This window comes from Pseudomonas sp. R11-23-07 (genome assembly GCF_003852295.1).
GTDB lineage: Bacteria > Pseudomonadota > Gammaproteobacteria > Pseudomonadales > Pseudomonadaceae > Aquipseudomonas.
In genome coordinates, this window is the sequence record NZ_CP027761.1 from 3,565,052 (window position 1) to 3,577,741 (window position 12,690).

Below are 12,690 nucleotides of genomic sequence, written 5' to 3' on the forward strand. Positions count from 1 at the left end.
TTTTCAAACCGCGCTAGAACCTCTGCCCACATCGCTTTCGTCACCCTGATCGGAGTTTTGCAGGATTTTATCAAAGACCTTGAAAGGGCTGGCCTTAACGACGAAAAGCAAGAGGCCAATGCTCTCGGGCGCACTTGCCCAGGCTCACCCGGGTATAGAGTCTCATGAAGGTGAGCGGTTCGTGGTTATCAACGCCGACGGCATGGCGGGTATTCACGATCGCCTGCCCGTGGTGCTAACGCCGGACCTGCCCCGTGAGTGGCTGGGCCCGGCCACGTCAAAAGAGCGCGCCGAGCAGATGGTGTTGCATCAGGGCGAACCCTCCGAGGTGTCCGAGTGGTTCAAGGTAGACACGGCCGTGGGCAACGTGCGCAACAAAGGGCCTGAGTTGATTGCGCCAAAGCTCTAATTTATACGCCGATGATGCAGCAGTATGGGTTGGAGCAGCGCACAGACCTCGTGCATCGTGGCTTTCAGAGATCAGGCGTCTAAAACTCTACCGTCATTTGGCTGCGGTTTTGATCAATGAATGCTGAGTAGCTTGAGATAGTTTTAGACAGCAAATCCACCCCATTTCTATACCGACTTGCCATCAATTCGCACGCTGGCTACGCCGCTGCCTGAGTTCGGAATCCACACCTCTACCCGCTTCCCCGACTCCGTAGTAACCCTGATGACGACGCTGGTGGGGGGCGGTCGCAGGTCGTCTCCACATATCAGTTCGACAACGTCTTCGCCTGATGCGCTTTCTTCAAGCGGATCCCACAAGTCTCCGTTAACAAGTGGTGCAGTTACTTTCATCGACATCCCATATCCCCACTTAGCTAGGTTTAGGCTCCGACGCTATCAGATGTCAGATGCCCAAGATACGCCTGCGATCTGTCAGTGACTGCGAAGGCTGCATACGGAAAGCCTAGTCCGTCGGCTTCGGTGGTGGAGGCACCCATGACATGAGTGCTTCAGCACTATCTGCACACGCAAGCAAATTCTTCGCCTCGTGAACCTTGGATAATAGCCGCGCTCGATCTTCGTTATTCATAGCGACTGACTTAGCAGCAATATCGTCGAAGAACGCCTGAACCTTTCTGTCGTGACTCCATGTCTCAATAATTTCCTGTAGATTTTTTTGAGACTCTTCTCGAGCACGAATGATTAGAGATCGCTCGTGTCGCAAAAACGCTATTGCGCTCTCAGCCTCCCAACGCTTTCGATCTTCATCGGCTTGTCGATCAGCCTCTTCCACTTCAAGCGTTACGGTCATCGCCCGGTCCAACAAATACGCAACAATGTCGTCACATTGTTTAGCCAAGCTCCCTTTGTCCTCGGTCCAAGTATGTTCCCAATTAACGCGCGGATATGGACTATAAGCCCTCAAACACAGTCGCTTGGAGGCAATACGCTGAGTGCTCCGACTGTATAATGTCTTAGCTTTTCGATCCCAAAGCCCAGGCTTAAGTTCTTTAGCCTCCTTGACCGGCACATACCGCCCATCGAGGTACACCATTTCTTTTTCCACTGTTTGCTCGTAGATGCTGAGCCCGATTGCTACCTCATCAATGAATACCAATGTTGGGCTGCGCGGTGACCAGAGATCTGTTTCAAAGCCCGATCTTTTCAGCCGACCTTGCTCGTTTCCTAGGACCTTACGCGTGTACCCACCATCACTACAGGCAACGGAAATTCGACATTTGGCATCATGGAAGCGGTTAGCAAGCTTCTGCAGAGCTGATGCAGCCCTACTGAGAGACGGCTCTGTAACCACAAAGTCAGGAAGATTCCGTTTCACTGGTTTGAGATAGCCGTCCCCGGCGACTCGCCCTTTGGTGAATGAACTAAGCACCCCCATCAATATTAAGCTCTGGGATCCGGCCTTCTTCGGGTTAGAAATGATCGGCTTAGGTACAGCAGTGCGGGGTAACTGATCTCCCCTTCTCCATTCGCTCGGAATACCAACTGTAGGCGCGGGCAGGGGAGGAATCTCTAGCCTCTGCCCCGAACGCTTCCTTGCCCAATAACCTCGTGATGGACGAGGTATGTTCAGCCGGGCACAAACCCGCGATAGGAACACCGCAGAAACTCCGTATTTGGGAGCAAGGGAGGCCATAGGCGTAGTCCACACTTCGGAGTACAGAGTATCTCTATGGACACGATCTTGATCCATTGTCATCGCCTCAGGGAATCCTCAGAAGGTGAGTAGTTAAGCTGACGTTTTCCCCCAAGTCGTCAAAACCACAGCCATAACCATCGCCCCAGCCCCTCCATCGCCTAAGCCATTACTGTTTTGTATCTCGAGCTAGAGTTTCATGGCCGTGACCTAGTATCCGGCCGGTCAGTCCGGTATCCATTAACCATGGCCGCTCGCTGCGCCGGGCTGACCGTTAACTATCCCGCGAACTTGCAGAAGCTGTCGCAAGTAGAAAGATTCGATGCTTAGGGGGAGCGCGTACTCAAAGATCCCCGGACTCGCTCTGCTAAAAAAGCCATAGGTACAAAAAGTGGTACGGCTCTAACCCCTCCAGGGCGTTCTGCCGACCGATCTCCCAAACAAATAATTTGGCTGCTACGCTATTCCCTCCAAGGAGGAACGCTGCACCTGTACAAGAAAGCTGGAAAGGATGGGCAGAAGATCGCTGGCCACGCGAGCGAAGACATGACCAAAAACTACCAGCGAGACCACGAGGAGATCATCTGCTCAAAGGCGATTCCGGACCTAAATATCAGCGAAATCACCGGTTAGTTTTGCGCAGGTTTCGCACAGGCACAAAAAAGCCGATCTAGCTGATCGGCTTAAGCGTCTGATTTTAATCAGGAATAATGGTCGGGACGGAGTGATTCGAACACTCGACCCCTAGCACCCCATGCTAGTGCGCTACCGGACTGCGCTACGCCCCGACTAGGCGTGTTACTGGGTTTGCTTCTTAACGAAGCGAACCGGAATATACCGCAAGCTTTTGAAATGTGGAAGTATTTTTAAAGCCTGAATCACTTCTTCAGCACCACCAGCACATCTTCGAGTTCGGAGATCATCTGGCGGATCAGTTGCTTGTATTGGGTGGTGTCGTCTTTGGCTTCATCACCGGACATGCGCTGGCGTGCGCCGCTGATGGTGAACCCCTGGTCGTACAACAACGCGCGGATCTGTCGGATCATCAGCACATCCTGGCGCTGATAATACCGACGGTTCCCAGTGCGTTTGACGGGGTTGAGTTGAGGAAACTCCTGCTCCCAGTAGCGCAGCACGTGCGGTTTTACCGCACACAGCTCGCTGACTTCACCGATAGTGAAGTAGCGTTTGCCCGGGATGACGGGTAGTTCGTCGTTATGACTTGGTTCCAGCATAAGCCTCAACTCGGGCCTTCAACTTCTGCCCTGGACGAAAGGTGACCACACGGCGAGCCGTGATCGGGATTTCTTCTCCCGTTTTTGGATTGCGGCCAGGCCGCTGGCGTTTGTCCCGCAGGTCAAAATTGCCGAAACCGGACAATTTGACCTGTTCGTTGTCTTCCAGAGCGTGCCTGATCTCTTCAAAAAACAACTCGACCAATTCCTTGGCCTCGCGCTTGTTCAGACCCAACTCTTCGTACAGACGTTCCGCCATCTCAGCTTTCGTCAAAGCCCCCATACGTCACTTCCTTAACGTGGCGTTCAACCTTTGTTCGAGCGAGGTGAGGATATTTTGTGTCGTGGTATTCACCTCATCGTCATTAAGAGTGCGCGATGGATGCTGCCAGGTCAAGCCAACCGCAAGGCTTTTTCTATGCGGATCAATGCCTTTACCCTGATAGACGTCAAATAGCCTGAGGTCTGTCAGCCATTCCCCTGCATTTTCTCGGATTACATCCAGAACGGCAGTGGCAGCGACTTCACGGTCGGCGATCAGGGCCAGGTCGCGACGCACTTCTGGGAAGCGCGAAAGCTCGCTGAATTTAGGCATTTTGCCCGACGCAATTTCAGCCAGGACCAGCTCGAAAACGAAGACTGGACGATCCAGGCCCAGGGTTTTCGACAACTCCGGGTGAATGGCGCCGACAAAGCCGACCAAACGACCTTCGCGCTCGATACGCGCCGTCTGGCCTGGGTGCAGCGCAGGGTGTTTGCCTGGCAGGAACGTGAAGGCGTCCAGCGCACCGGCAAAGCCCAGCACCGCTTCCACGTCAGCCTTGACGTCAAAGAAGTCCACGGCATCGCGGCCTTGTGCCCAGCCTTCCGGCAGGCGGCTACCGCAGACCACACCCGCCAGCATCGGCTCTTGCTTCAAGCCATCGAGCTGACCGACAAAGCGCAGGCCGCTTTCGAACATGCGCACGCGATCTTGCTGGCGGTTCAGGTTGTGGGACAGCGCCTTGATCAAGCCTGGCCACAGCGACGAACGCATGGCCGCCATATCGTTGGAAATGGGGTTGGCCAGCAACAGCGGCTCAACACCTGGGTTGAACAGCTCGAACTGCTTTGGATCGATGAAGCTGTAAGTCACCGCTTCCTGATACCCACGGGCAACCAGCAGGCGACGCAGTTCCGGCAGATGTGCACGGGCTTCAGCTTTCGGCTGGGGGGCCAGACGCGCTTGCGGGTAACGAACCGGCAGGCGGTTGTAGCCGTACAGGCGGGCCAGTTCTTCGATCAGGTCAACTTCCAGGCTGATATCGAAGCGATGGCTTGGCACTTCAACGTGCCACTGCCCTTCCCCACCCGCAGAAATGGCGAGGCCGAGGGCCGATAGCAGTTGCTCAATCTCGGCTGGCTCGATCACCAGGCCGAGCATTTGCTCAACGCTTTTGGCGCGCAGCGTGACTGGCGCAACGGACGGCAGGTACTGTTCGCTGACAGTCTCGGTGATCGGGCCGGCTTCGCCACCGGTGATTTCCAGCAGCAGGCCAGTGGCACGCTCCATGGCTTCACGGGCCAGCTTCCAGTCCACGCCACGCTCATAGCGGTGCGACGCATCGGTGTGCAGGCCGTATGAACGGGCCTTGCCGGCGATGGCGATCTGGTCGAAGAACGCGCTCTCAAGGAAAACGTCGCGAGTGGTCGCCGATACGCCGCTGTGCTCGCCACCCATTACGCCGGCAATCGCCAAGGCACGGGAGTGGTCGGCGATGACCAATGTGTCGGCGCGCAGGCTGACTTCCTGGCCGTCGAGCAGTACCAGCTTCTCGCCTTCCTCTGCCATGCGCACGCGGATGCCGCCATTGATTTCGGCGAGGTCAAACGCGTGCAGCGGCTGGCCCAGCTCCAACATCACGTAGTTGGTGATATCGACGGCCGCATCGATGCTGCGTACGTCAGCGCGGCGCAGGCGCTCGACCATCCACAGCGGGGTCGGCTTGGACAGGTCGACGTTACGGATTACACGGCCCAGGTAACGTGGGCAGGCGTTTGGCGCCAGCACTTCAATCGAGCGCACTTCGTCGTGCACGGCAGGCACGCTGGCAACCACCGGGCGGGTAACAGGCACGTTGTACAGCGCGCCCACTTCACGGGCCAGACCGGCCAGGGAAAGGCAGTCGCCACGGTTCGGGGTCAGGTCGACCTCGATGCTGGCGTCTTCCAGCTCCAGGTAAACACGGATGTCCTGGCCCACTGGCGCGTCGGCCGGCAGTTCCATCAAGCCGTCGTTACCCTCGCCTACCTGCAGCTCGGCCTGGGAGCACAGCATGCCGTTGGACTCGACGCCGCGCAGCTTGGCCTTCTTGATTTTGAAGTCGCCCGGCAGTTCGGCACCGATCATGGCGAACGGAATCTTCAGGCCCGGGCGCACATTGGGCGCTCCGCACACGACCTGGAAGGTTTCGGCGCCATTGCTGACCTGGCACACCCGCAATTTGTCGGCATCCGGGTGCTGCTCGGTGCTCAGCACCTCGCCCACTACCACGCCGCTGAATACACCGGCGGCCGGGGTAACGCTATCGACCTCAAGACCGGCCATCGACAGACGAGCAACCAGCTCGTCGCGATCTACCTGCGGGCTTACCCAGCCACGCAGCCATTGTTCACTGAATTTCATCCTGCTCTCCTAAAGATTCGTTACGACTAGCGAAATTGCGCGAGGAACCGCAAGTCGTTGTCGAAGAACAGACGCAAGTCGTTCACGCCGTAACGCAGCATGGCCAGACGCTCAACGCCCATGCCGAAGGCAAAGCCCGAAAACTCTTCCGGATCGATCCCGGACATGCGCAGCACGTTAGGGTGGACCATGCCGCAGCCCATCACTTCCAGCCAGCCGGTCTGCTTGCACACGCGACAGCCTTTACCGCTGCACATCACGCATTCCATATCGACTTCAGCGGACGGCTCGGTAAACGGGAAGAAGGATGGACGGAAACGCACCGCCAGCTCTTTCTCGAAGAACACCCGAAGGAACTCTTCGATGGTGCCTTTGAGGTCGGCGAAATTGATATCGCGATCAACCAGCAGGCCTTCGACCTGGTGGAACATCGGCGAGTGGGTAATATCGGAGTCGCTCCGGTACACACGGCCTGGGCAGACGATGCGGATCGGCGGCTTGTTCGCTTCCATGGTGCGGACCTGTACCGGCGAGGTATGGGTGCGCAACAACATGTTCGCGTTGAAATAAAAGGTGTCGTGCATCGACCGGGCCGGGTGGTGGCCTGGGATGTTGAGCGCCTCGAAATTGTGATAATCGTCTTCGACCTCAGGGCCTTCGGCGATGCCGTAGCCAATGTGGGTGAAGAACTGTTCGATACGTTCCAGAGTCCGGGTGATCGGGTGCAAACCGCCCGAGGCCTGGCCACGGCCAGGCAAGGTCACGTCAATGGACTCGGCGGCGAGCTTGGCCGCAAGATCGGCCTCCTCGAGCGACGCCTTGCGCGCATTGAGAACCTCGGTGACGCGCTCCTTGGCAACGTTGATCAGCGCACCGACCTGCGGGCGCTCTTCAGCCGGCAAATTCCCCAGGGTCTTCATCACCTGAGTCAATTCACCCTTTTTACCAAGGTAGTGAACCCGGATTTGCTCCAGGGCATTGATATCTTCAGCGCTTTGCACAGCCTCAAGAGCTTGAGCGACGAGCGCGTCCAGGTTTTCCATGTACAGACTCCAGATACAAAATAGGGGAAGAGCTTGAAGGCTCTTCCCCTATTTATGACGTTTACCACCTTGGGCTACAGGAGTAACCCAGGGTGACTGTCGGGGGTACTTAAGCCAAGGAGGCTTTAGCTTTCTCGACAATCGCAGCAAACACCGCTTTTTCGTTCACGGCCAGTTCAGCCAGAACCTTACGGTCGATTTCGATGGACGCTTTTTTCAGGCCAGCGATGAAACGGCTGTAGGACAGACCGTTAACACGTGCACCAGCATTGATACGAGCGATCCACAGGGCGCGGAACTGACGTTTTTTCTGACGACGGTCACGGTAGGCGTATTGGCCTGCCTTGATTACCGCTTGTTTGGCAACACGGAATACGCGTGAACGCGCGCCGTAGTAGCCTTTAGCAAGTTTCAGAATTTTTTTGTGACGCTTACGGGCAATGACGCCACGCTTTACACGAGCCATGAGTTACTTCCTCTATTCTTGATCCAAAATTAACGAAGGCGCAGCATGCGCTCGACTTTTGCCACGTCAGACGGATGCAGCAAGCTGCTACCGCGCAGTTGACGCTTACGCTTGGTCGACATTTTGGTCAGAATGTGGCTCTTGAAAGCGTGCTTGTGCTTGATACCGTTAGCAGTTTTCAGAAACCGCTTAGCAGCACCACTTTTAGTCTTCATCTTTGGCATGTTCGGATACTCCGCATTCAGTTGATAAACATAATCAGAAGGCCTGCCGTGCCCTGTTGATTACTTCTTCTTTTTCGGGGCGATGACCATGATCAGCTGGCGTCCTTCCATCTTAGGATGCTGTTCGACCGAACCGTACTCGAGCAGGTCAGCTTCAACCCGCTTGAGGAGTTCCATCCCCAGCTCCTGGTGGGCCATCTCACGGCCGCGGAATCGCAAGGATACCTTGGCCCTGTCCCCATCACTCAGGAAACGTACCAGGTTGCGCAGTTTTACCTGGTAATCCCCTTCCTCCGTCCCTGGACGAAACTTGATTTCTTTTACTTGAATCTGCTTCTGGTTCTTCTTCGCTGCGGCAACCTGTTTCTTCTTCTCGAAGATCGACTTGCCGTAGTCCATCACCCGGCAAACGGGTGGGATTGCATCGGCGGAAATTTCCACCAGGTCCAGCTTGGACTCTTCTGCAATACGAAGCGCTTCATCAATCGAGACGATGCCAATCTGCTCGCCATCAGCGCCAATTAACCGAACCTCGCGTGCCGAGATATTCTCGTTGATCGGGGCTTTCGGTGCAGCTCGTTTATCTTGTCTCATTTCACGCTTAATAATAATTACTCCGAATCTGGGCGACCACGCCGGGAAACCGCTTGCGCGAGGAACTCAGCGAACTGGGCGACGGGCATCGAGCCCAGGTCAGCACCTTCACGAGTACGCACAGCGACAGTCTGCATCTCGACTTCCCGATCTCCGATAACCAAAAGATAGGGAACCTTGAGCAAAGTATGCTCGCGGATTTTAAAGCCGATCTTTTCATTTCTCAAGTCGGACTTGGCACGAAATCCGCTTTCGTTGAGTGTTTTTTCAACTTCAGCGGCAAAATCTGCCTGTTTATCAGTGATATTCATGATCACTGCCTGAGTCGGAGCCAGCCACGCCGGGAATGCACCCTCGTAGTGCTCGATCAGGATCCCGACGAACCGTTCGAACGAACCGAGGATCGCCCGGTGCAGCATAACCGGGTGTTTACGGCTGTTGTCTTCGGAGACGTATTCGGCTCCCAGACGGATCGGCAGGTTAAAATCGAGCTGCAGGGTACCACACTGCCAGACACGGCCAAGGCAATCTTTCAGCGAGAACTCGATCTTGGGACCGTAGAAGGCGCCCTCCCCCGGCTGCAGGTCGTACGCAAGGCCCGCGCTGTCGAGCGCGGCGGCCAGTGCAGCTTCGGCGCGATCCCAGAGCTCGTCGGAGCCGACGCGCTTTTCCGGACGAGTGGACAGCTTCATCTCGACCTCGGTGAAACCGAAATCGCGGTAAACGTCCATGGTCAACTTGATGAACGCGGCGGATTCAGCCTGCATCTGCTCTTCGGTGCAGAAGATATGGGCGTCATCCTGGGTGAAGCCGCGCACACGCATGATGCCGTGCAACGCACCCGATGGCTCGTTACGGTGGCAGGCACCGAATTCGGCCAGGCGCATCGGCAACTCGCGGTAGCTCTTCAGGCCCTGGTTGAACACCTGCACGTGGCACGGGCAGTTCATCGGCTTGATGGCGTAGTCGCGGTTTTCCGACTGGGTGGTGAACATATTGTCGGCGTAGTTGGCCCAGTGCCCGGATTTCTCCCACAAGCTGCGATCAACCACCTGCGGGGTCTTGATCTCGAGGTAACCGTTTTCACGCTGGACCTTGCGCATGTACTGCTCGAGCACCTGGTACAGGGTCCAGCCGTTCGGATGCCAGAACACCATGCCCGGCGCTTCTTCCTGGAGATGGAACAGGTTCAGGCGCTTGCCGATCTTGCGATGGTCGCGCTTCTCGGCCTCTTCGATACGCTGGATATAGGCAGCCAGCTGCTTCTTGTCAGCCCAGGCGGTGCCGTAGATCCGTTGCAACTGCTCGTTCTTCGCGTCGCCGCGCCAGTAGGCGCCAGACAATTTGGTCAGCTTGAACGACTTGAGGAAGCGCGTGTTCGGCACGTGCGGGCCACGACACATGTCGACGTATTCTTCGTGGTAGTACAGGCCCATGGCCTGCTCGTCCGGCATGTCTTCCACCAGGCGCAGCTTGTAGTCTTCGCCACGGGCAGTGAACACATCAATCACTTCGGCACGCGGGGTGACTTTCTTGATGACGTCGTAATCTTTTTCGATCAGCGCGTGCATGCGCTGCTCGATCGCCGCCAGGTCGTCCGGTGTAAAAGGACGCTCATAAGCGATGTCGTAATAGAAGCCTTCGTCGATGACCGGGCCAATCACCATTTTCGCGGTGGGGTACAGCTGCTTGACCGCGTGGCCAATCAGGTGCGCGCAAGAGTGGCGAATGATCTCCAGCCCCTCTTGATCCTTGGGCGTGATGATCTGCAGGCTGGCATCGGCGGTGATCAGGTCGCTGGCATCAACCAGCTTGCCATCGACCTTGCCGGCCACGGTGGCCTTGGCCAGGCCGGCACCAATGGATGCGGCGACTTCGGCTACGGAAACCGGATGATCGAACGAACGTTGACTGCCGTCGGGTAGAGTAATAGTTGGCATGGCGCCTCCTCTCCTAGTGGTGACCCCTACCAAAGGTCACGTGGGTTGGGATGAGCCAGTACAAGATCCAACACCAGGCCGCTCAATACTGAACGCCTGCCTTACAGCGGCAGGAGCCTTTCGGCCAACCGGTAATCGAACCAGAGTGACTGGAGTGAACAAAAAAGAGCTGGCAAGGCGGCACAGAGCGCACCTGGAAAAAGCCAAGCTCAGGATGCTAGCACAGATGAACGGTCATCGCGCCGACACGAACTGCGGTAGAAGTAAATTCCATGCCTTATGGCCGTAAAAGTGAACTTGAGCTGTACGCCACGCCTCAAACACCCCGAGAATCGCCGTTCGTCCTCGACCCAAAGGAGCATCCCATGATGCGTTTTACCTCGACACTCGCCCTCGCCGCTTCCCTGACCCTGCTTTCCCTCGGCGCGCAAGCAGCGGCACCTTCGAACTGGCCAGCTGGCGCCCGTGACAGCTTCGTCAGCGACTGCAGCGCTGCCGCCAGCCAGAACGTGGACGCCAAAACCGCCAAAGCCCATTGCGAATGTGGCGCCGACAAGATCAACGCCGAATTGAGCACTGCGGAAATCAAAGAATTGATGACCAACCAGAACGCCAGCCCGGAGCTTAAAAACAAAGCGGTCGCGGCTATTTCCTCCTGCAAAGTGGTCAAGAAAAAGTAAGAACGCTCACTGATCGGGCGTCTTTTTTGCCAGAAAAACAGCCTGAAAACGGCTGTTTCTCACAAATTACGCAGCTTTTACGGCTTTTTTTAACAGCTGATATTTCGCTCCAAAGCCCCGTAGAACGGGGCTTTCAGCCAAAACAGGCACGCAACGCAACGCGATTGATTAGCAAACAATGCCTTGGGGGGGCTCCCAAGCCGAACATTTCGACTATGATAGCCCTGTGTGCCCAGTTGGCCTGAGCAGCACAGCACTACTGAAAATATATGTTTCTTGGAGATACACCATGTCTAATCGCCAAACCGGCACCGTTAAATGGTTCAACGATGAAAAAGGCTTCGGCTTCATCACTCCTCAAGGTGGCGGTGACGACCTGTTCGTACACTTCAAAGCTATCGAAAGCGACGGTTTCAAAAGCCTGAAAGAAGGCCAAACCGTTTCCTTCGTGGCTGAGAAAGGCCAAAAGGGTATGCAAGCTGCACAAGTTCGCGGCGAGTAATTCTCCGCTGAGCTAAAAAAACCCCGTCCATGTGACGGGGTTTTTTATGGATGCTGCAAAAGCCAGTGGCTAGGCTATCAGCCGCAATTGACCCGCGTGATCACCAAGTTATCGTCGGTGTTCAGGTTCAGGCGGTCGGAGCGATACTCCAGCGTGATCATGTCGTTGGGTTTGAGGATGCGTGCGTTCTGCGCACCGGCACGCGTACGCGCCTGCTCCAGCAGTTGAGGCGAGGCTTTCTGGCCGATCGTGAACTCGGCAGCCTTCGACTCACAGCGGCTATGACCAGCATCGGTCACGGTGGCATCTTTGCCTGGCTCAGAGGCACCCGGGGTGCTGCAACCCGCCAACGCGAGCGCTGCCAACAAAGTACCGAATGATGCGAGCTTCCAAGGCATGAAGCCTCCTATGATAAAAAATGGACAGAGATCGTGCGACAGCGAGTGAGCAGATTGGTTTCAAGACGTTAACGTCTGACGCGCAAGTCTGCCTGAGTCACGCCCGGCAAGCGCCCCGTCAATCGTGACTAGATATGAATATGTTCAGTAGATATCGATGTAGTCAGACGACGGCGTTGGCCAATTCTGCTTGAGCGCGTTGAAAATCTGCATCACCCAGACTTCGTCGTTCGCGGCCACGTTACCCACATAACCGGAACCCTTTGCCCAGGTCTCCAGGCGAAACAGCAAACCACCTATATCAGCGCCCCCGACCACGCCTGAAGAAATGTAGGCGATACCCGCCTTGCTGACCCGCAGCTGGGTGTGCTCATCGTCACTGGCGCTGGCCAGCAGTTGGCGCACAGCGGCCAGCGTAAGACTCTCGGGGTTATTCAAATCGATCTGCACGCAGTGTTTCCCGGCCAATAAACAGGCGGACAGTGTCGCACACCCCCTTCCTCATGCCTAAGTAGCAGTGCCAACTTGCGCGCAAAATGGTTAACTGCGCCCGCTGCAGCCACACGCCAGCGCATTGCCCAGCACCTACAGACCGCGAGATTTCCCATGACCACCGTAACGCTCCAAGCCGATATCAAAGCCAAATGGCCCCAAGGGCAAAGCTCCTACAGCCCCGGGAGTCCAGAGGAATTGGCGATCATCGGTATCGACCTGCTGGTCAAGGAGCTCGGCACCAAGGGCGCGCAAGCATTCATCAGCCAGGTATTCGAGAAATACCCTGCCGACCACATGGGCGCACCCGAGCGCGAATAAGAACCGGCCGGCGAACGCCGACCGGT

Annotated in this window: 14 protein-coding genes, 1 tRNA gene and 2 pseudogenes; 5 read left to right on the plus strand and 12 right to left on the minus strand. The window is 56.3% G+C overall.

Annotated features, from left to right (window positions below; genetic code table 11):
• Positions 1–103 precede the first annotated feature (103 nt).
• A pseudogene (locus tag C4J84_RS16230) lies at positions 104–409 on the plus strand (SOS response-associated peptidase family protein); the annotation flags it as partial.
• A gap of 504 nt (positions 410–913) precedes the next feature.
• Here C4J84_RS16230 and C4J84_RS16240 read toward each other — a convergent pair.
• Entirely contained in the window at positions 914–2,104 is a 1,191-nt protein-coding gene (locus C4J84_RS16240; RefSeq protein WP_256681356.1) for a hypothetical protein, read from the minus strand.
• Between the two features lie 480 nt (positions 2,105–2,584).
• Between C4J84_RS16240 and C4J84_RS26485 the strand changes: the two are divergent.
• Positions 2,585–2,737 (plus strand): annotated as a pseudogene (locus C4J84_RS26485) (integrase); the annotation flags it as partial.
• Positions 2,738–2,815: 78 nt separating this feature from the next.
• Here the strand turns inward: C4J84_RS26485 and C4J84_RS16250 are convergent.
• The 9 genes from C4J84_RS16250 to thrS form a co-directional block, all read right to left on the minus strand.
• Positions 2,816–2,892 (minus strand) — tRNA-Pro (locus tag C4J84_RS16250).
• Between the two features lie 90 nt (positions 2,893–2,982).
• Positions 2,983–3,339: a MerR family transcriptional regulator gene (locus C4J84_RS16255; RefSeq protein WP_003174972.1), complete on the minus strand. Its 357-nt coding sequence runs from the start codon at positions 3,337–3,339 to the stop codon at positions 2,983–2,985.
• Positions 3,320–3,622 carry an integration host factor subunit alpha gene (gene ihfA, locus C4J84_RS16260; protein WP_002553164.1) on the minus strand — a complete coding sequence of 101 codons (303 nt, stop codon included), beginning with the start codon at positions 3,620–3,622 and terminating at the stop codon, positions 3,320–3,322. Before ihfA ends, C4J84_RS16255 begins: the two co-directional genes overlap by 20 nt.
• A 3-nt stretch (positions 3,623–3,625) precedes the next feature.
• A complete protein-coding gene (gene pheT, locus C4J84_RS16265; RefSeq protein WP_124435728.1) occupies positions 3,626–6,004 on the minus strand; it encodes a phenylalanine--tRNA ligase subunit beta in 2,379 nt (792 codons plus the stop codon).
• 26 nt (positions 6,005–6,030) lie between these two features.
• The gene (gene pheS / locus C4J84_RS16270) at positions 6,031–7,047 is read right to left on the minus strand and encodes a phenylalanine--tRNA ligase subunit alpha (RefSeq protein WP_034099107.1); all 1,017 of its coding nucleotides are present in this window, start codon (positions 7,045–7,047) and stop codon (positions 6,031–6,033) included.
• A gap of 109 nt (positions 7,048–7,156) precedes the next feature.
• Positions 7,157–7,513: a 50S ribosomal protein L20 gene (gene rplT / locus C4J84_RS16275; protein ID WP_005789679.1), complete on the minus strand. Its 357-nt coding sequence runs from the start codon at positions 7,511–7,513 to the stop codon at positions 7,157–7,159.
• A gap of 29 nt (positions 7,514–7,542) precedes the next feature.
• Entirely contained in the window at positions 7,543–7,737 is a 195-nt protein-coding gene (rpmI, locus tag C4J84_RS16280; RefSeq protein WP_002553160.1) for a 50S ribosomal protein L35, read from the minus strand.
• A gap of 60 nt (positions 7,738–7,797) precedes the next feature.
• Positions 7,798–8,349 carry a translation initiation factor IF-3 gene (infC, locus tag C4J84_RS16285; protein WP_015884933.1) on the minus strand — a complete coding sequence of 184 codons (552 nt, stop codon included), beginning with the start codon at positions 8,347–8,349 and terminating at the stop codon, positions 7,798–7,800.
• Positions 8,349–10,271: a threonine--tRNA ligase gene (gene thrS, locus C4J84_RS16290; protein WP_124367643.1), complete on the minus strand. Its 1,923-nt coding sequence runs from the start codon at positions 10,269–10,271 to the stop codon at positions 8,349–8,351. The genes infC and thrS overlap by 1 nt, the downstream gene beginning before the upstream one ends.
• A gap of 365 nt (positions 10,272–10,636) precedes the next feature.
• Here thrS and C4J84_RS16295 point away from each other — a divergent pair, with 365 nt between their 5' ends.
• Both C4J84_RS16295 and C4J84_RS16300 read left to right on the plus strand, forming a co-directional pair.
• Positions 10,637–10,951, plus strand: a complete 315-nt coding sequence (locus C4J84_RS16295; protein WP_015884935.1) for a hypothetical protein — start codon at positions 10,637–10,639, stop codon at positions 10,949–10,951.
• 289 nt (positions 10,952–11,240) lie between these two features.
• Complete coding sequence (locus C4J84_RS16300) at positions 11,241–11,453, plus strand: cold-shock protein (RefSeq protein ID WP_003234260.1); 213 nt, start codon at positions 11,241–11,243, stop codon at positions 11,451–11,453.
• 77 nt (positions 11,454–11,530) lie between these two features.
• On the opposite strand, the gene C4J84_RS16305 is transcribed toward C4J84_RS16300, so the two are convergent.
• Entirely contained in the window at positions 11,531–11,851 is a 321-nt protein-coding gene (locus C4J84_RS16305; RefSeq protein WP_124363571.1) for an I78 family peptidase inhibitor, read from the minus strand.
• A gap of 144 nt (positions 11,852–11,995) precedes the next feature.
• Positions 11,996–12,301 carry a hypothetical protein gene (locus tag C4J84_RS16310; protein WP_124404693.1) on the minus strand — a complete coding sequence of 102 codons (306 nt, stop codon included), beginning with the start codon at positions 12,299–12,301 and terminating at the stop codon, positions 11,996–11,998.
• Between the two features lie 156 nt (positions 12,302–12,457).
• Here C4J84_RS16310 and C4J84_RS16315 point away from each other — a divergent pair, with 156 nt between their 5' ends.
• Positions 12,458–12,664, plus strand: coding sequence for a hypothetical protein (locus tag C4J84_RS16315; RefSeq protein ID WP_124363573.1), 207 nt, complete (start codon positions 12,458–12,460; stop codon positions 12,662–12,664).
• Positions 12,665–12,690: the final 26 nt, after the last annotated feature.